At 50.6% G+C, this 20225-nt stretch carries 12 protein-coding genes and 1 pseudogene; 6 read left to right on the forward strand and 7 right to left on the reverse strand.

Features of this window, described 5'->3' with window-relative positions; genetic code table 11:
* Positions 1–42 precede the first annotated feature (42 nt).
* The 6 genes from AC07S4_RS17655 to AC07S4_RS17680 all read right to left on the reverse strand — a co-directional run bounded on the left by AC07S4_RS17655 (position 43) and on the right by AC07S4_RS17680 (position 8023).
* Positions 43–1506, reverse strand: coding sequence for a hypothetical protein (locus AC07S4_RS17655; RefSeq protein ID WP_494987903.1), 1464 nt, complete (start codon positions 1504–1506; stop codon positions 43–45).
* On the reverse strand, positions 1506–3758 hold the full coding sequence (locus tag AC07S4_RS17660) for a sensor histidine kinase (protein WP_494987904.1): 2253 nt from the start codon (positions 3756–3758) through the stop codon (positions 1506–1508). Before AC07S4_RS17660 ends, AC07S4_RS17655 begins: the two co-directional genes overlap by 1 nt.
* On the reverse strand, positions 3755–5038 hold the full coding sequence (locus AC07S4_RS17665; protein WP_494987905.1) for a hypothetical protein: 1284 nt from the start codon (positions 5036–5038) through the stop codon (positions 3755–3757). Before AC07S4_RS17665 ends, AC07S4_RS17660 begins: the two co-directional genes overlap by 4 nt.
* A 39-nt stretch (positions 5039–5077) precedes the next feature.
* Entirely contained in the window at positions 5078–6304 is a 1227-nt protein-coding gene (locus tag AC07S4_RS17670; RefSeq protein ID WP_494987906.1) for a DNA methyltransferase, read from the reverse strand.
* Positions 6305–6882: 578 nt separating this feature from the next.
* Positions 6883–7182 (reverse strand): hypothetical protein, encoded by a 300-nt coding sequence (locus AC07S4_RS17675; protein WP_494987907.1) that lies wholly within the window; start codon positions 7180–7182, stop codon positions 6883–6885.
* An 85-nt stretch (positions 7183–7267) separates the two neighbouring features.
* Entirely contained in the window at positions 7268–8023 is a 756-nt protein-coding gene (locus tag AC07S4_RS17680) for a hypothetical protein (RefSeq protein ID WP_494987908.1), read from the reverse strand.
* Positions 8024–8297: 274 nt separating this feature from the next.
* Between AC07S4_RS17680 and AC07S4_RS17685 the strand changes: the two genes are divergently transcribed.
* From AC07S4_RS17685 to AC07S4_RS17710, 6 genes and pseudogenes are all read left to right on the forward strand, one after another.
* Positions 8298–10958 (forward strand): TnsB C-terminal domain-containing protein, encoded by a 2661-nt coding sequence (locus tag AC07S4_RS17685; RefSeq protein WP_494987909.1) that lies wholly within the window; start codon positions 8298–8300, stop codon positions 10956–10958.
* Positions 10955–12088, forward strand: a complete 1134-nt coding sequence (locus AC07S4_RS17690) for a TniB family NTP-binding protein (RefSeq protein ID WP_494987910.1) — start codon at positions 10955–10957, stop codon at positions 12086–12088. The genes AC07S4_RS17685 and AC07S4_RS17690 overlap by 4 nt, the downstream gene beginning before the upstream one ends.
* Positions 12075–13448, forward strand: coding sequence for a TniQ family protein (locus AC07S4_RS17695; RefSeq protein WP_494987911.1), 1374 nt, complete (start codon positions 12075–12077; stop codon positions 13446–13448). The genes AC07S4_RS17690 and AC07S4_RS17695 overlap by 14 nt, the downstream gene beginning before the upstream one ends.
* A gap of 381 nt (positions 13449–13829) precedes the next feature.
* Positions 13830–14116: pseudogene (locus AC07S4_RS17700) on the forward strand (tyrosine-type recombinase/integrase); the annotation flags it as partial.
* A 140-nt stretch (positions 14117–14256) separates the two neighbouring features.
* Positions 14257–14547: an H-NS histone family protein gene (locus tag AC07S4_RS17705; RefSeq protein ID WP_494987912.1), complete on the forward strand. Its 291-nt coding sequence runs from the start codon at positions 14257–14259 to the stop codon at positions 14545–14547.
* A 122-nt stretch (positions 14548–14669) separates the two neighbouring features.
* Positions 14670–15698, forward strand: coding sequence for a hypothetical protein (locus tag AC07S4_RS17710; RefSeq protein ID WP_494987913.1), 1029 nt, complete (start codon positions 14670–14672; stop codon positions 15696–15698).
* A 312-nt stretch (positions 15699–16010) separates the two neighbouring features.
* Here AC07S4_RS17710 and AC07S4_RS17715 read toward each other — a convergent pair whose 3' ends face one another.
* Positions 16011–19877 (reverse strand): hypothetical protein, encoded by a 3867-nt coding sequence (locus tag AC07S4_RS17715; RefSeq protein ID WP_494987914.1) that lies wholly within the window; start codon positions 19875–19877, stop codon positions 16011–16013.
* Between the last annotated feature and the right edge of the window lie 348 nt (positions 19878–20225).

Genomic DNA, 20225 nt, shown 5'->3' on the forward strand with positions numbered 1-20225 from the left:
GGCGCTTAAACCAAAACCACACGCTTGACAAAAAACCCTGAATCATCCTGGCTTTGGGTCATTACGGCTTGCCTCCTCATGCACTGGAGCGCCAGCCATGCTTTCACTAGCATTGAGGACATCTGCGGCCCCCGAACTATTCACACTTTCAGCAACGAGAACATCTTCCTGAGCTTGGGGAGAAAGAATGATCGGAGTGGCGGATGGCTGCCCTGGGACCGTTTCCTTGATCTCTTCAAGAACTTCTTTTTCATCAATTTTTCTTTGCGCAGCCTCGGCTGCTAGCACAATTGCTGCAGGCATGGCGGCCTTAGGAATCTTTGGCAAGCCTGGCCGCTGAAGATATCCTGAATACCTTTGTTGCACGCGTGTAAGGAAGGGGGCAAGTAACCTGCCGATCCGTTTTCCCTTAATTTTACTCCATTGATTAGTATGAATCTCCTTGAGCTTAAACGATACTGAAACTCCATCATACATCGCAAAGACGATCACCTCATCTTCGCGCTCAGAAAAATTCCCTCGCTCCACATTTAAAGATTTCTCGATTTCTTTGTTGCTGACTTTACTACCTTTTAGCAAGTAAAGATCAACATCACCCATATCCCCCCGAACTACACAGTCGCAATCAGGACGGATATTAATCCAATAATTTCCACTGTACTTATAAACATCTCCTGGCGCGATAGAGTCATCGTGCAGCCCGTCTTTTCTTACAAAACGCTCACCTTCGAGTACCTTAAGGAGAGTTTGCTGATATTCAGTCGGATTACTTTTCTGATGCTGTTCCATTATTTCAGAAAACCCACTCAAATCAAGATGAAATGGCGTCATCCTCGAAAATAGATTTCGAGTTATTACCCGGCCTAACTCATCGGAAGCGGGAATACCATCATCGTCAAAAGTTTTCCAAAGCAGTGCTGGCCAATAAATACTCCGGCTATAAAATTCCGCAAACATCGAATTTTTTGCACGTTCATACTCCTGCTCCCAAGTTTTAAGTACTAGTACTGACGGGGTGGCTTGGAGCCAGTCATTAAGAACGACAAAAACACCTTTTTTAAGCACTTCATCTTTGCTGCATACAAAGATATGAGATGGCTGGTCCTTTTGGTAAAGATCGGCATACTTATGAAGCGCATCTTTCACTACGTCGGTATCATCATTCGTAAAAATGAATACGGGGGCCAACCTAGATTTTTTTAGGTTAGTAAGAAAATCCACCTTTTCCTGTAAATGTTTTTTCTCCAAGAGAGGCGGTATTTTTATTGAAATTCCACTATCAGCATCAACAAGCAATTTCCCATGCAGTTGCCAATCCATAATAAAAAAGGCTGCACCCCCGAAATTCTGATAATCGGCATCTACTGCAGGCAGAGCATCCATCCCTATTACATGGCCACCGTGCTCCTTAATGGACTCTATTATCTTGACAATTTCCGATTCAGCGTTGGAAAGCTCATCATCAATTACCACTGCCATTCCTTGAAATAAGCCTTGTGCAGACATTATTTTTCTTCCTTAACAAAAGAAACCAAGAAATTAGCTCCTGGTAGTAGTTTTTGAGACTTGAGATCACTCAATTCTATAGTATATTCATGGCGCTCTAAGAGCTGTCGAGCGATGTACAAGCCCAACCCGCGTCCATCCTGCCCTTTTCCGGAGAAGAATGGGTCAAAAATATAAGGAATATCATCTGACTTTATTCCAGGACCATTGTCCGAGAAAATAAGAGTTCCCTCTTCACCATCCAACGTAATAAGTATCTTACGTTCGCCAGCCTTACTTTCCAACCAATACGCGGCATTATCGAATAAATTCAAAAACAGTTGTAGCAGGACGGCATCCGTAGTTTTCGCAACCAGCGGAGTTGCCGTTTCCTCCACCTCGAGGGAAATACTGGCAGCATCCAAGACAGATTGAAATAGACGTATCACTTTAGCGAGAATCTCAGTGACGCGAATATCTTTCCTGCGTTGTTTTGTGGATTTAAACAGTAGTTGCAAATCCTTCATCTGCGATTGAATAAACGATAGCGTACCTCGGACCATTGATAGATCCCGAGTCACAAGTTCTTTATCCAAGTCACCAGGCCGTTGGCTTTCCGATATTAGAGAGTCTACAACCGCAAGTGTGCGGTTCATGGCCACCATGAGATCGTGAGAGGCTGTTTCCACAGAAAGCCCAACACCCGCCAAATGCTCTGTGGTTTCAGCTCTCTGTACGAGATATTTTCGCTCTGCCTTATATAATTTAGTTGCTGCTGCAATATTTTGCTGCACTTTAGGCGGAGCAGATAGAGCACTTTCCGCGGCAATATCCAACGCACCTTGAACTTGCTCCTTTTTGAAGACCTCGACTTCTCGCACTACGGCCGTTTTCTTGCGATACAACTCGAATGGCCCCTTCCGAAGCCAGGCTAAGATTAGCCGCAAAAGCGCTATAAAATCCGCAGTCGCATAACCGGTATCAATTAGACCTTCCCGGCTGGTTTTATCTTTTAAGTTTGGATTTCCATCTTGACTAATATTGACATAACCGACTACCTGATCGTTACTCAGAAATTCACTTGCACGGATGGTTCCGCGGGTTACATCAATTTGCAGCCAGTCGTCTTCTGGGTCGCCGTATGGATAAACACGAATTCCATCTCGGTATAGGTATATTCGATGTTCCTTAATTAATTTCTTTTGCTCGCCATCTAGTTCATATTTTCCTTTAGCGTCATTGCTAAAATCAAAAACATAGAAAGCAAAGGAAAATGGTCCACTTTGAATTGCACGTTGCTTAAGTAGGCTTCCGTCCTTACCAAAGTAATTTCTAAAAGCCGTCATTCCTGACAATTCAGAATCTTTTAGCGAAAGAATCTTGGGTACCCCATCAAGACTGAAATGGAATTGCAGCTGATCTGGATCAAATCCACCTTCTGCCTTAAGTACCGTTTGATTGGCAATGATGGTCTCTAGTCTCTCTTTATGCTCGACAGAGAATGGTTGATACTCCTCGTCACGAAATATCGAAACCTCGAAATCATCAACCGGTTGAAAAGTATCCGTTTCCGTTTCCTGCGACACATCATTTGCTACAAAAATCGATTGAAGCCTCGTCAAATCCTCAAATACTTTTGCAACTTTTGCCCTAGACCATGCGCTAGAAAGAGAAGATATTTCGATTCGTGTGCCGTGGCCAGGACGAGTAATTGTACGTGCACCAATCGAAATTTTATAAGGCCTGATAAATTGTGGGCTTTCCGTCGAGGACAGAGTAATTCCAATATCATCTAAAAAGAGGGCAGACTCGCTCTTACTTAAAAAATTTTCGTCATACGTAGAAACGTCCAAGACTAGCGCTAGCTCAGACTTTTGCCTTACAGCGCGTGTATTAATTTCAATTTTCCGACCTAATTTCAATAACGCGAAACGGCCAATCCCCTTCTCACCTTGAATTACTCTGCCTTTTTTTGTAACCGGATTATCTTGTTTCCCAAGAAATTTAATCGGTGTCGCAGGATTTACCCAATGATTCTCAATAACCGACTCAGTCATGCCGATTCCGTCATCCTCAATGACGATTTTTGACATACTATTAGCGCCAAAATCAGGATCGAAATTCTCAAATGTAACTTTTACCCATGAGGCATCGGCATCATATGAGTTTTTAATGATTTCGACGAGCGCAATGCGTTCATTTTTGATCAGCTGATCTCCTAACATGGTCAGGAGGCGAGCATACGGGCGGAATTTTAGTTTTTTAGGAGTCATCGGTGTGCGATAAGAATATATTCTTCAGAATAAACTATCTTAGAAAGCTTTTGCTGCGAGAAGCGACCGCTATCATCACGATACGGCGTATGTAATTTATTGGAAATCGTCCGCTTTGTAGCCAACACTTTTTTGAAGCCAGTTTTCATTAGCGATTCTGTGAGATGCGCTGCATTGTCGAGCTGAATCCCACTTTGCTTAGTGTCACCAATGACAAAAAATGCCAACCCGCCAGGCCGTAAGAAAGAAAAACAGCGCTCCGCAACCTTTTGCATGTCTAGATAATATCTAGCTGCGGAACGGGCCGCCAACGGGTCCTTGCTATATAAACTAAAAACAATTTGATATGCCACATCATTCAAATTCCTCAGCTCCTTGCGCAAATCAATTGTATTCGCGCCGCTGCCAATCGAACCATCTCTTAATTCTCTGTAGTCTTCTGCGTAACCTAACCATAAAGAGGAAAGTTGGTGTAAATCTGCATACTCATAAGATGTAACATATGGAGGGCTCGTAATAATCATATCCATAAGTTCATGAGGAGCAGGAACACTTATGATGTTACCATTTACAATTTTAGATGCAGTTTTCTCGCTCGATTTTGCTGTACGCCAAGCGCTGGCCATAAAAGCACATTGCTTGGAAAACTCTTTCAAAACGTCTTTTGGCAATTTAGTTCGATCAATTTGCGGCTTAGTAGATCGTTGCCGCCACTGCGATGTGCTTTTTAATATCGCAGAAAAAGCACAAAGAAATGCATTTCGATAAAGATCATTGTCAGACAAAGTGAGAAAAATACTATTTTTCAATCTCGCCAACGCATGGAACTGTTCTAGATTAAACCAATAAAGCAATCTGTTTGTACGGCGCAATGAAAAATCCGTCTCCGAATCCGTTGAATTAAAATTCTTAATAATTGAATCGTGAAACGCCAAAAACAGGACAGGATCGCAATACGAACTTTTTACAGATGCAATTAATGTCGCGACTGGATTTATGTCACAGCCCCAGAAGTCCATCTGCTCGCGCCTAGCTTCGTATGCCACCGTACCGCATCCACAAAAAATATCAGCTATCCGCCTTGGATTAATGCCCTGCGCTCTCGCGTACGCCAATGCCCGTGTAGCCAGAAACGCGGGGAATTTTGCTGGATAGGAATGTATTTTATGAATTTTTGATTCAGGAATGGAGTCGATGTCCCAGTCTCCGCTAGACTCAAGCCACTCCAGTCTCCGAGGTGAATTGTAGGCCTGGCTCACATCTTCCAACGGAGCGATCATTTTCTCCAACCCTTATTCATTTTATACTGCGAATAACTATCACGCATGTCCAAAAGTCAAGATAGTTTCTGTTCTCATTCTTTTTCCAAGCGAACCATCTGCCGGAGTCGGTAAATATCTACTTCCCGACGGTAAATCTCGCTCGAAGGTATGCAGGGTTTGCATTCCATTCATTATCGCAGCAGCCTCCACACCTGCCGAATTTCGAATGAAATTCCCATGCAGGCAAGAATTTCCAACAACAAATGTTGCGGTTCCTTGGTCTTTCAGCACTCTAGAAACTTCAGCCATCATTTTATAAAGATCATCAGAATACCGATGTATCATTGAGACATACTTGCGCTGCAACGCATCGGTGTCGCACATGGCAGACCAAATTGGTTGGTATTTCTCTACCAGCAATGCTTTGTCTGGCGCGCGTTCTGCGCCAATGCTACTTGACCGAATCCCTCTAAGTTCACCAATACGATGCCCTAACCACACTAACGATAGACGGTGCCCTCGTAGATAATCGATAGCGTTTAAATATGGAGGGGAAGTCAAGACAAGATCGACGGTATTATCGTCGATCCCTTTTAAATTGCGGGCATCGCCAAGGCTTACCTCAGCCCCTCCTGTCATAGGAGTTTCAAGTAAACGTTTTCGAATTTGTGCTATCGACCGTCGTAAATTCGGGAGTACTTCAAAATCTGACTCCGAAGTAACTTTATGCGGCCGGCTATGCGAAGTATCACGAGCCAATGACGCGGCTTGCTCTTTTGTAATAATTATTCTGCTAAGTGCTATTTTTATCACATCAATGGCAGCTTTCTTTTCCTTAGAAAACCTCTTCTGGCTCATACTATGTAGTACAAAAGCAATTTTTCGCAGTTCAAACTTTTGAGAGCTCCCAAACCAAAAATCTATAAAATTACTAGTTTCAAGGTCGTTATCAATCCATGGGAGCGTAAATTCCTTGCTCCCAATCTCAGCTATCTCTTGAAAAACTTGATTCGATACCCTTTCAATCAAATCATCAGTGACCGACCTCGTCCAAACCCGGCTCATCAGTACGGCTAGCGGATCCATGTCAACCCCAATGGCCCTGTGCCCCATCTCAGCTGCTTGTCGGATTACGGTTCCAGAACCTGACATGGGATCTAAAACTACACTGTCAGTGTCTAAGTTGTTTAACGTCGCTAGTGCTAGTTCGGGCGCCATGCGCGCTGGAAATGGATGGATAGTACGAATCAAAATTTTTCCTTGTTCTTTTTGCAGTGATGTCATATAGACATCGCAAGCGAGCGACGCGCCGTGCGCCAGCCCTACGTTTCTAAAATATCGCTAGGCCGCAGAGAGCGATTTTACCTGTCACTCCGTACTGGGCAAAGTATTACCGCAACTTGTTGCTGAAAATATCACACTTCAAGTGTTTTAGCACTCCTTGTGAAGGCAAGCTAAAGACATTTCATACAAAAATCTCGACAAACACCTCATTAACTTAGCTTTTCGTAGTCAAGATTTTCCAAAAGTGACCTGTCACTGGGGCTCCTCTTTGCGCGCTGCCATCACGAACACGAAGACATGGTCAACCGGGCGATATGTTTAACTACTTACATTGATGCTAGTCCGCCACAGTCACGCCAACGCAAGATACGTTTGCCTCACCGGGCCATCAACGAACAAAACACTCCACCCACTGATCCTAAATTCCAACGTGGCTTTGGCGCATTGCAGGCTGATCATGCTTTGGGGAGGCGAGGCGGGCCAAGTCGTAAGTTAGATCCCCATGGGTGCGATTCCCTCGGGATAAAACAGCCCTGTCAAAATGGGCTGTGTTAGGTCGCGCAATATTAATTGCTAGTTCAACAGTTCAAAAAATCAAGCGTTGTTGACCACAACTTATCCAGGAAGATCCATTCCTCCGCAGAGCCATCCATAGACGGCACTCTAAGACTGGCTAGATCCAACTCAACATTAATAACGAATTCAAAGCGACTTCCATCAAAATCCTGAAAGACCACCTCGTAAAAAATTTTGTTTATACGGCTGATCCGTAATCTTCGATGAAATTTTCCACTGCGTTTCATAAATGTGACAGTAGATTGTGTTCCCAAAGCCAGTGCGATCAAATCCCCGTTTTCTACAGGATAGGACTTTTTCATATGCATTCCAATAATAGAGGATTTTTCACTATCTCATGGAATTCTACTAGCGCAAGTCCATACCCCAACGACTTAGCGCTGAATACTATAGATCCAACCCTACATGCCTCTCAATAACTCTCAAATGCTTCAGATAACTAATATATCGCCCTCTTTCATGAGGATCATATTTAACTAATCGATCAAGAACTTCCTGTTCCAAGGGAACAAAATCAAAAAACAGGCTAACACAATGCAAGCCGTCAAAGTCCAGTGGGCTTGGGTTTTTCCCCGCATAATAACGCTGCAAATATGTTTTTAGGAATCGAACCCAGCATTCGTTGTTATTGTTATTACCAAAGGTTACGTCCTGCAGGGGGCTCGCGACTCTGGTAAATGCCGGATCGGAAAGGTATGAGATTATTGGATGAAACATCCTATTTTCATTGGCCTGCGCCCATGACTTAAGCGCCATGACATACTGCCGTTCATCTTGAACCAATTCGGCTTCCCGTATCAGTATCAATATGACTGCCATACCGTAAATACCATTGTTCGGATCGAATATCATTTCCACCGCTTCTTGCAGGAACTGGGCACTTTTCCCCGATCCGCCTATACGACCGAACTTTGCTGTGCGCCGCAAATTCGGAAACAGCCAAGGCGGCAATGTGTCAATCGTACTGTCTAATTCTTCCCAACTATAGGCGCGGTTCTCAAGCAACTGCCAAAACCCTGCGTAAAAGTACTTCGCCGCGCCTGGTACCATCATTTCAATTCGCCCAATTCGTTTGCCAGACGGGACAACTAAGCCACGAGCATAGCGATCCCACATTCCCTCCCATTTGCCATCGTCGCCCAACCTTGCCTCCAGGTCTCTCAAGGATTTAACGCCAGCTCGAACTCCTACGGCCGCAGCCCAAAGACAAACCTGCCAGCGCGCAAGTGTCCACTTTTCGGGCCGTCCAGCTCCTCTAGTTTTCTTCAAAATTTTCACTATTTGTTTTTAAAATCAATGCTTTAAGCAAGATATTATATCCCTACTTGCAACCGTATTTTGGCGGGTTACCTTGTAACTGTGACTAACGCAGGAGAAACCGTGTGTGGCAAGGTGCCGAACGGTTGGGAGGATAAATATGTTGAACAACGAGCAATTGAATGGACTCATGGACAAGCTGAACGTGCCTATCAAGGGCCGTGCGATCATTCAGCAAATCCGCAGCGCCCCCCCTTCACGCAATGTTGAGGGTAAAGCTGGGAACGTTGCGTGCCGCTTCCCCAGTAAGAAGATGGGATGCACCATCCAGGCGGAGAGCCACAGGAATGAACTTGCGGCCATTTATCTTTGGGAGCACGACCCTCAGACGTATGAGTACTACGACCAGCCGCCCCAGCTAAAGATGAGCTACGCGAAGGCCAACGGCAAACGCGGCGCCCACATCACCACGCCAGACTTCTTTGTGATCCAGGAAGACTTCATCGGCTGGGTTGAATGCAAGACAGAAGAATGGCTGCTTGAAAAAGAAGCTAATCATTCACCACTGTTCGTGCGCGACGACTCGATGACATGGCAATGCCCGCCCGCGGACGAGTACGCAGCTCTTCTTGGCCTCGGATTCCAGCTGCGTTCATCAGCACAAAATCCGCAGCTCTACATTCGCAACTTGTCGTACTTGGCAGACTATTGGGGCGCCACCGCGCCGAAGGACGCCTTGAAAGCATTGCCAGAGCTCAAGTCACTTCTTGCCACAGAAAAGCGCCTGCGAATTGCAGAACTGCTCAACGAGCACCGCGTCGATGCTGATCTTTTGAACTATGCCGTGGCAAACGACGAGCTCTATGTGGACCTGTTCAATGAACTTATGTCCGAGCCCGACAGAACGTACGTCTATGCCTCTTATGAAACGTCGACTGTTTTTAAGGCCCGCAGCGCACCGGCGCAGACGGGCGCTGTATTGCCGAGTGTAAAAGCGTTGCATCTGGCCCCTGGCGCCACTTTAACGTGGGCGGGCGCGGCATTTTCAATAAGAAGTGTGAGTCCAGATCATGTAATTCTTCAATCATCGGATGGAGAAGCCATGAGCATGAAGCGTCAGCAGCTGGAGCGATTGTCGAAAGCGGGAGAAATTCGCGCCAACGAAGTGCTGGTAGACACTGAATGCGTTCTTTCCGACTTGTATCGCAAGGCCAGTCCAGGCGACCTAACCGCAGCGGCGAATCGCTCGAGCATGCTGGCACCTGTTGCTGCGCATCCGCCGGCAAGCGGGGTTAGTGGGCGAACGCTTCGCAACTGGAAACAACGGCAGCGGGAAGGGGAACTAAAGTACAACGACCCAATCATTGGCTTGGTGCCGAGGATATCCGCGCGTGGGAATCGCCAACGCAAACTGTGCGGCCGCGTCATCGAAATAATGCGCGACGTAATCTCGGAAGAGTATGCCGGCGCAGACGCGAAGAGCGTCACTGTATGCTGGGGGCATGCCCGCAATCGATGCGAGGAAGAGAACCTGATACCTCCGAGCGAAAAGTCATTCCGCCGAGAGATCAAACTTTCGATGTCCGGGTATGACCTTACCCTCGCTCGCGAGGGGCAGCGAGCCGCCTATTCCCAAGAGCCAGTGCAGTTTTACTTGGATCGATCAAGCCCTCGACATGGAGAACGTCCCTTCGAAATCGCTCACATCGACCACACACAACTTGACCTCCAATTTGTCGGATCTGAGTTCGGCGAGTTGCTGGCTAAGCCTTGGTTGTCCGTCATGCTTGACGCATATTCCAGGACAGTACTCGCCTTTGTCTTGATGTTCGATCCGCCCAGCTACCGCACATGCATGATGCTAATGAGGGAATGCCTGCGTCGACACAGCAGAGTCCCATCGGCCATCGTTGTTGACCGCGGGTCCGAGTTTAACGGCATCTATTTCGAAGTCTTCCTGGCCCGCTTCGGCATTACCAAGAAAAGTCGCCCGCCCCAGAAGGCTCGTTTCGGATCGGTCATGGAGCGCTTTTTCGGGATCAACAACACCCAGCTCGTGCATAACCTTCGCGGCAACAACAAAGCCCTGCAAAAACCTCGACAGATGGCGGACACGCATGACCCTCGCAAGCGTGCAGTGTGGACTCTGGGCGAGTTCATGCCGAGATTCGAGGACTATGCCTACCGGCTCTACGGTGAGCTCGAACATCCTGCCCTGGGAGTCAGCCCTAAACAAGCGTTTTCCGTGGGCATGGCACGCACTGGGTTGCGCTCCATGCGTCTGATCCCCATCACTGACGAGATTGAAATGCTATGCCTGCCATCAACCAAGACCGGCTACGCGACAATCATTCCTGGCAAGGGGCTGAAAATTGGCTATCTGTACTATCGCCATGCCTTGATGCGCAATCCTGCAAACGCGCACGCTAAAGTGCCCGTACGGTATGACCCCTTTAACCTCGCCACTGGTTACGCGTATATAGAGGGTCAGTGGAGGCTTTGTGAGTCGGAGTATGCAGGCCTCTTCGAAGGAAAAACCGAGCGTGAAATCATGATTCTCGCGTCCGAAATCAACGGGAAGAATCGACGCACCGACGAGCGCAGGGCGACCAACGCTCAGCAGATAGCAAGACTTTTGCAACGTATGGATCAGACCCAGGCCCAGCTGTTCCAGCAACGTAAGGATGCGGAGCAAGGGCAACAAACCCATACGGATGATGGCGTAGTGAAAAACGACGATGTGCAGACCTCGTGGCCTGACGACGCCCCGGATATGTCGTGGGCATCGATCAAAACTGTTCAGCTAGGAGAATTCAAATGACTCACACACAGCATTTTCCACGTGAGCTACTGGAAGCACCTATCGCTGACCGCATCGCCTATTTCGAGAATTGCACCATCAAGCATGCGATGCTTGAAGATGTATCGAAGCAGACGGAACAAGCTCTATATGGTCATGCCTCGCCGAAGGTCATAATGCTTGCCGGCCCGACCGGCGTAGGCAAGACTACGTTGGCTTCAACTCTGTACCGGCGCATCAGCGAACAATTTGCTGAGCAAATGAACAACGAGAGGGATTTCGTGCCCATCTTGCAAGTGAACGCGATCGCGCCTACTGCAGCGTCGTTCAGCTGGAAGGACTTCTACGTCCGGATTCTGGAGCGAGCACGCGAGCCATTGATTGACCGCAAAGTGACTGCCCCACATCAGCTAAGCCTCTTTCCAGAGGAGAGGCAAAATGTGGTTAGCGATAGAGCCGTCGCTGACACCCTGCGCCGTGCGGTTGAACTTTGCCTGCTCCGACGCCGAACACGGTACCTCATCATCGACGAGGCGCATCACATCCTCATGGTCAATAACCCCAAGCGCCTGGAGTTTCAGTTCGAAGCACTGAAATCATTGGCCATTGAAACCAAGGCGACGATCGTGCTGGTCGGGACATATCGACTGCTCGATATCCGCGATCAAAGCGGTCAGCTGGTACGCAGAAGTGAAATCATCCATTTCCCTCGCTACGATCACCGGAAGCAAAAAGAAAAAGTCGGTTTTGTCCAGGCGCTGAATACCTTGGCAGGACGGCTACCGCTAAGCGAATTCCCTGATCTTCAAGCGAACGCAGACGAGTTCTATATACGAAGCGTTGGCTGTGTTGGCATCCTGAAAGACTGGCTGTCACGCGCATATGCGCGACACCTGGAACTGAACAACAAGCGCTTCAACTGGGACTTCATCCAAGGCTTCGCACAGCCCGTCAAAGCTCTGGAAACTATTACCGCTGAAGCGCTGCTTGGCGAGGAAAAGGTTCGGGACAAGCCTATAGCTGACCTGATGAACTTGCTCCACTTCGGGGTTCCGCCCGGAGACGAAAAAAAGCCTAAAAAGCGCGGGACAGTGGTCGGGAAGCGCTTGCCTGTACGCGATCCAGTGGGAGAGGCATATGCGAGCGCCTAATCCTCCCTCCATTGCAGAGGCTGAGTTCAAAATCTGTGAGCGCAGTGTGCTCTACAATCTGGAGCCCAAAGACGTCGGCACGCAGCATCAGGAATCTCTACGTTCCTACCTGGTCAGGCTTGCTCGCGCTCACTCCCTGAGCCCACGCGACCTCGTCAAACACGTGCTGGCGGCCCAAGACGGACAGATCAAGGGCCTCGTCTATAACAGCTTCTATGCTGAGTACTCGGGCCCGATTAACGGGTTAGGCACTTACGCTGAACTGTTCGCGCGGATCCTCAATGCACTCACCTCCAGGGGCGATCTTCAAATTCTTACGATGCTTCCATGGGACGGAATCATTCCGGCGCAAAGTGAGGGCTTCCTTGCTAGGTGCCCGCGCTGGTGCCCGTTCTGCTACGGCGATCAGTTGCAGAAGGACCGCGAGACGCACACGCCGCTCCTATGGTCGTTAGCGCCGTACAAGCGCTGCGTAGTGCACGGTTGTCGCCTAGAAGAGCGGTGCCCTGAATGTGACAAAGCGCAGCCATTCATTCCACGCATCGCCGAGGCGGCCATGTGCAGCAACTGCGGTGCCTCGCTGGCTCGACGCAGCGTTGAGACCAATGTGGAGCAAAGGCACCCGGTCGAGCTGGATAGCGAATCTCTGAACTGCGAAGGTCTCCTTGCGGCAATGATGGATCGCCATGCCAGTATCTCGTCAGTAGTAACCCACGAGCGGCTTTGCCGGTCTCTTAGAAGCATCCTCGACGACGTTTATCTAGGAAACCGTGCACGTCTATGCCAGGCCTTGGGATGGAACGCTTGGGCGTTAAACGGATGGCTCAACAAAGGGCAAAAGGTGAGCCTTCCAAAGCTCCTCCAGTTGAGCCAATGCTTTGACGTTGACGTGGTTGATCTCTGCAGTGGAAACTTGGATACAGCAAGCTTGTCATCAGCCACACTCAATCACGCCTTAGTCCGTATCGTCTCCCGCGCACCTCGTCCACAGCTAACGGCCCAACAGCGCAGAGAATTCAGCGCGGCAATCGAAAAGCGGTTTGCAAATTGCTTGGCGCCGCCACCGCTCCGCGAAGTTGGGCACCCCTATGGGCTGGGACGCAGTGCACTGCGATACTGGTTTCCCGATCTAAGCAAACGAATTTGCGAGCAACGAATCAAGGGGCGAAGAGTCAACGCTGAAATCGCTGCCGCCGACCGCGCCAAAATTGTTGCCGACACGGTCAACGCCCTAGTTAAAGGTGACCAGCACCCGGCACGTCGGAAAGTAGATGCCGAAATCAGGAAGCATGGACTCGCACTCGCAAGACCCGAAGTCTTCCAAGAGTACAGGCGCGCTATATGCGGAGGGGCAGAATGACATCTACGGCCATCCTAACTGCGCGCGCCGCGTATCTCACTTCTGCTGGGCATCTAGTTCGACGATCTGGACGTTTGTGTTCGGCGGCGTGAGCACTTTCAGTATGAGCGGGCGGGCGAAGGGCCGCTGCCGCTAAGGGTTGAACGATGCCGGCCGCCGCCACGGGCACAAACTGATGCGCGCAAACGCTCCCGGCCGGCGTTGGGCAAGCCGCGAAGGAGGAAACTGCGGGAGGTATTGTTGCCGTCAGTCTTTGCCGCCGGCTATGGCGATTTGACTAGTGCCGGTGCCAAGGCCGGTATCGATTGATGCGGCCGGTCTGGTGTTGGCGAGATATGGGCGCGCAGAGGAATGCTGGCTGAATGGATTACTGTCGCGTAGCTCCGGCACTACGATTTCTTGTTCCCCAGTCGGGGAATTCGCATCACATCTCGACGAGGCAGTATGCACGTATTGCTCATCAATGGTTCGATGAAATTGGACTAGACCCAACCGCGTACAGCACGCATACTATGCGTAGAACTAAACCGACCTTAATCTATCGCGGAACAAAAAACCTGAGGGCGGTGCAGCTGTTGCTCGGTCACACACGGCTGGAGAGCACTGTGCGATACCTTGGAATCGAGGTTGACGATGCGTTGGAAATGGCCGAACAAACAGATGCATAAACAGTTTTAACCACAACCGCGCAGCGGAGTAACTCTCAAACAAGGTATTGATTCTTATCTTTGCCTTCGAGCCACTTCGGTGCGCGCCGACGGCCAGTCGAGGTGTTCCCGGTTGCGCCGACCAATAGAGGAAAACAAGCATGAGCACATACGCAGAAATCAAAGCCCAAATCGCTGAACTGGAAAACAAGGCAAAAGAAGCTCGTTTATCTGAGCTGGCGTCAGCCAAAGCACAGATTGCAGAAATCATGAAGACCTACGGATTGACGCTGGGAGACCTTGGCGGTAGTGCTAAGATCAAGTCGTCTAATGACCGTCAACCTGTGCCAGCGAAATACCGTAACGGCGAAACTGGTGAGGCCTGGAGTGGTCGTGGCCGTGCCCCGCTGTGGCTGGCAGGAAAAAATAAAGAAGATTTTCTGATTAAATAGTCAACGTCGGCTGCGTTCGGCCAGTAACGGACAGTCGAGATATGAATAATGCTAAGTAATTTTGCGTCAGTGAACAGCCTCCAGCGAAATACGTTAGCTAATGCAATATCTAAAGGGCACCAATGAAGACAACTGCAAAACAGTTCCAAAAGGATATAGAAGAACTTGCGCAGGATCTTGTGCGGGCTTATGACCTAACCTATACCGCCATGGGTACAGGTGCGGACCATCAAGTGCTTTACCGTTGGATGGACTACCGGTTACGACATATCGCTCCGCAACCCCGCATCGTTAAGAAATCGCCGCGTTTTCCCATTCCAAACTTACCTGCGGAAATCAATGAGGCGCTATCGTCGATTGAAACCCTCTTTACCAAAGGGGAAGACGTTAATCCATATCTCAGCAAGACTACGATCGGAAACGATGTTAGTTCATCTAAGAGCCAGCGGCGAACCGACGGACTATGGGCTGATTGGCGTATCCATCACATCCATTTGACGACAGCCCCCATCAAGCAGGGTGAGCGGTTTTCACAGCGGTCGGACTGGCTGCTATTCTTAATGGTCTATGATGACGCAGTGGCTTTTATTGATGTGCGCAGCCACAATGAGAGCGATTTGTGGACCCAAGACGATCTTTTGAAAACGTTCATCGATTCATGGCCGGAGCAGGCAGAGCCGTATCGAGTCACAAGTATGCGTGTAATGTCCGGGCCAAATTCGTCTGGTGACATCAAGCTGTTGCGTAACGCTGGTGTAACGGCGCCTGTCGAGCATAAGGGAGAACATTACTTCGGCCCTGGGGGCGGTGTTACATCAGCCGTGACCTCAACTGCCGCAAGCATGGCATGTATCGATGTGATACGGAATGTTCGACAACTTGCTTTGTGGCTGGATGCGCCGAACAATGCGATTCGGCTCGACTTTAATCAACTTGGCGTCGCGCATCCTGAGTTCTTCCTAGCTATCGCACCTTCTGGGCTTGTCATCGCAGAGCGTAGTAAAAAAGATCGTACTTGGGCTCTTCCAGAATTCAATGAACAAGGACAAAGGACGAGTTTCGGTGTCATCCAGCATAGGCTTTTGCCTGCTTGGGCAATACCGACACTAATCGCACATCTTACCGCTTCGCCCCAATCGTCCGATGCATGAATTCGAAGTGATTCCGACAAAACTGGCTGGCTGCTTGAGGGCGAAATCGGCTGGTCACCGTGATGGATAACATTTTGCTCATCCGAAAAATAGGCGAACGCTCACACCCTGAAGTGTCGGAGAGCAAGGGCTCATCTTGCCGCAATGGTGACCACCTTGCTACGTTACCGAAGGCTATTGGGCTGTCCGTACGGCCGATCTGAACGCCCAGGAAAGCGTCGACCTGCGTGACCATTATGTCGAGCGCTATGTCCATGACCGGCTGAAGTACGCACCCACTCAACGTCGCGCGCAAACCGTGACACAAGAGCTTCAATGCTCGCTTTCGCGGAGCTCCCGTTCCAATTCTTGCTCGATGGCCCGCTCAAGCCGTTCGCGATGCTCCATTAGCCACAACCGAACGTTGCCATGGGTTTCGACTTCCAAACGAGCGTTCAACGCTACGAGCTTGCGAGTGTAATGCTCGCTAGCTGGCCCACTCCACCCCTCAGAGAAGTTGTTTGCATGCAAGCTGCGCCGAACCTGCTCTACAGCGCCGTAACGTTCCAATATCTGCCGCGCGAAAGTGGTGGGCTCATAAGGGGTAGCGATGAGCGGTGGACAGTGCTCGGCAAGAAGCCATGCGCGGTCGTTCACATCGACATCCACCCACTCGAAGACAACCACCGCAGGGATGACACCAAGACCAGCATCATCGGCTTCACGTATTGAGCGACCACCGCGAAGCCAGTTTAGTAGATGCCAAGTCCCGACCTCCTTACGATGGATCTCTAGGCGGCGCGCAATAGCTTGCCAAACGACATTGGGCATTATCCGAGCCGCGTTTGACAAGAACTTCAACGACTCAGGGTGAAAGCCTGCGGTGACGCTGTTGTCGTTGGCGAAATTATCAATACACAGCACTGCAAGCTTAGCCCCTGCCTCGGGATCGAAGTCAAGTAGACGGTTCGCAATCTCATTCCAACGAAACAGCAGCATGTTGTTGGAATGTTTGCCCGCAGCCCCTTCAACGAACACTGCTGAATTCAATACCCGCTCGATGCGGGGTGAAAGAATGCTTAATTCGTCGGGATGACCTCGCAATCGCGAATCAAGGATCTCCATCGCTGCATCGGGTCCACTCGGGTCGTTTTCCTCCAGAATAAGGTCGACGATATCTTCGAGTACATCCAGCGGAAACTGGTTGATGACCCCGCCATAGATGAAAAGTCGAAAAGCCTTTGGATCGATGTTTCCTTCCGTCCCCATAGCCAACAAAACCCTAGCGACGTGGTCGCTCATCCCCGAACGCCAGACGAGGCCAATCACGAAGCTACGAATCTCAACATTTGCAAGCAACTCCTCGACGATTTTCTCCCATACATCGATTCTTTTGACGTGCCACGCGGCAAGATAACCGCCAATGAAGAAGTCGGAGCGCCGCTCGCCGGCATTAATCCACTCCGAAACGATTGGGGGCCACAAGCGCAGGTCATCGGCCTGGCCGAGAAGCTGGCCGAACTGAAATCCGTTCTTAGCCTCGTCCGTCACAAGCCATGCCAACTCGGTTTGCAGTAGCTCAGGGTTGGCCACGGCCTCGGCGACAAGCTGAATTAGCTCCGGCCCAACTGCATCAGAATACTCTCCTTCAGCGTCGAAGTTATCCTCGATCAGCTTCATACCCCCGTGACGCCGAAGCTTGTTCGCAAAGGAGGACTCTGTGAGTGCAGTACGAATGGCGCGAAGCTCGAGCAAAATCGCTTCAGGCAGGGTCTTACCTTCGTAATGAATGGTGGCCACGACAGTCTCTACGCACTGCTCGCGAAGGTCAGGCATCTCGGCGGCGCGGCGCAGGAACCCAAGGATTGTCTTGGCCAACGGCGGGATCAGGATTAGGCTTCGGAAATAGCTCAAGATTCCCTTGGCTGCCTCGCTGCCTTCCGGGGCAGGCAAATATTCACAGGCATCTTCCAGCAAACCCACATGCGCGGTATATGCCTCGTACAGCTCTTCATATGTCTTAGGCTCCCAGCGGCTTGGCAGACGCCTCAAGCCGATCACCTCATCAATGGCAGTGCGGCTCATGAAAGGGTCAAGACTCTTGCTCAAGGCCCGAACGGCAAGCTCTCTTCGGAGCGGTACCTCGCTGCTCAGCAGTTTGCGAAGGTAGTCGATCTTGTCGAGGGGTGACATTTCAGACGCGGCTATCGGTCCGTGGCCCAAGCCGAACAACGAGATGAAGACTCCCGTCGAGTTATTAGACCAACTTTCGTTCTCGGCCTCGGCCAGCAGCAGCAGGCATTGTGCGGCTTCGAAGAACGTCTCGGAGGGGATGGCGAGCTGCTCAAGCCTGTAAACCGCCGTTCGACGCGCGTCGCCCATGAACCGCTGACGAGCCTCAACGGTTTCACTTCCCAAGGCAAGAGAAAAGCGGCGCAGGGCAGCCTTGGGTTTAGCCTGCGCTACCGCGAAAAAAAGGCTGGCACCACTGGCGGTCGTATAGCCCGCCAGGGATGCAAACTTCCCGCCTTCACCCATCAGTTGATCCGCCCACGCTGTCGCTGCCTTGGATTCCTGAGCGAACATGAGCATAGCATCGAAGTGCTGCTGCATGCGAGTTCCGAGCCCCTCACGCAACTGCAGGACATCTACCATTTGGGCATATTGCTCAAACCAACTCTTCCACATGGCCACGTGGAGTAACTTCGGAGATATCAGTAGCGTCCTTGGCCCCTGCAACACCCGCCGCCTCCGCAGCTCGCCGACAGAGCGGGATAGCCTAAGCTGAGAAAAGGCTTGGTCTAGATGCTTGAGCACCGCTAGCACTTCAGCTTGCACGACCGGCCCATCCGAGGTTTCCCAAGCAACCTGCCGGAACAATGCCAGTGTCCGGATTACTGCAAGCCGGTCTTGTCCATCGGCGGAGTCGATGCTGTGGGGAGCGCACACGATGCGGTCCCAGAGCCCATCCAAGTGAGCCAGTTGCTCGGCCGGCTGTTGGCTAGGGTTGTTCTGAATGTATTGACCAAGCCGATGAGCCGCTCGAGGCGAGCCCTCGCACAAGGTTGCTAGCCAGTTTGCGCTGTCTAGTGGTATGCCATAGCCCTTGAAAATATCGGCAACCACTGGCTGTTCGAGCCGCGGTACGTCGACGATCTGGGTGTTCGCATGCGCACTTGCAGGCTCGGTAATGTTGTGCGCGGTCACCAGCAGCATCTTGGTGGCCAGCTTCTTGAACAGCGCCGTCAATTCTTCAGCAGTGCCCAGGTCGCACTCATCTGCAACCAGGACAATAGTGGTCTTCGACGCCATCTGCCTCAATGCCATCATAGGCCCGCTCGCCGAGGCTTGCTCCGGATCTCGGCAGTACAGGACACATCCACTGAGCTTCGATGCACTCAGCGCTCGATACATAAGGTGTGTCTTACCGGCGCCCGCGTCGCCAAGCACACGCACGTGCTGGAACCCATTGATACTGTCGGCCGCGCGCATGATTTGCTCCGCGGCATTCTCGAGTTCGTTAGTCAACTGATAACCGTCGACCTCTAGGTCGCAAGAGTCTGCCATGAACGACAGATCGTGAAAGACGGCGTCGTCATAGCCTTGTGCGCGGTTTAGGCGCATCGCGATGCCAGGGGCCAGCACCTTGATCGCCGAGCACAGCTGGTTAGCTCGGATGATCCGAACTGAAACCTTGGCGAACTTAGGATCAATGGTCGCCATGAACTGGCTGATCTGAGTCGCACCATGATCGTCGGCGGTGCCGACGAGATCCGAGCCGAAAAGCACAACGACAAAGGTCCCGCCCTTCTCGAAGCAGCTGAGCACTCGCGGCTGGAGCTCATCCTTGGTGCGCTGTTGGGCGCCAGCGACGAACTTAGGTTTGACAAGCAACGACCGAATGTCAGATGGCGTCGAGGCAGAGAAGCTCCCGGTCTTGATCTGGTAGCGGGTCAAACCATCGGATATTAGGCCGGCTGGCAGCACGTTCGCAGGCAAGCCAGATACCTCAGCGTCAATACCGCCGTCGGCGACGTTGATCGCGGCAGGAACGTCCACGCCAGTAATGGGGATACCGACCTTGAGCGCTTCGATGACAAGAAGTTGCCGGAACAATTCGACGGCTTGACCAGCATCGATCTGGATCAAATCATCAGTTCTGACGTCAAACGGTCCTACGGTGTCGGTCGCTAGAGTCATCTCTGCTCCTCTGGAGAATCCTCAAGTATCCCATATGGCACAGGGCGGTGCGACATTGATGACAGTTGATGCTAGAACGACTCAGCGACTGTCCGTGTTATCCACCTAGGATGTCCAATAGAAGTGGCAAACGCGCGGATTTGCTGCGGCGCCTATCGGGAACCCTTTAGCTTCGCAATGAGCCAGCCAAGCAGGTTGTAACTTGCGCGCGCGATCCTCCATAAAACATATGCAATGTAGCCAACGAAGGCCCATTGGAACCAGTTCTCGTGGAATTTGAATGCATTGGCCAGTGACGCTGTGACGAGGAACATGACCGTGAGCCAGACGTGCCCGCTCCAGTGCATT

This window comes from Pseudoduganella sp. GW821-FHT05F09, assembly GCF_059419605.1.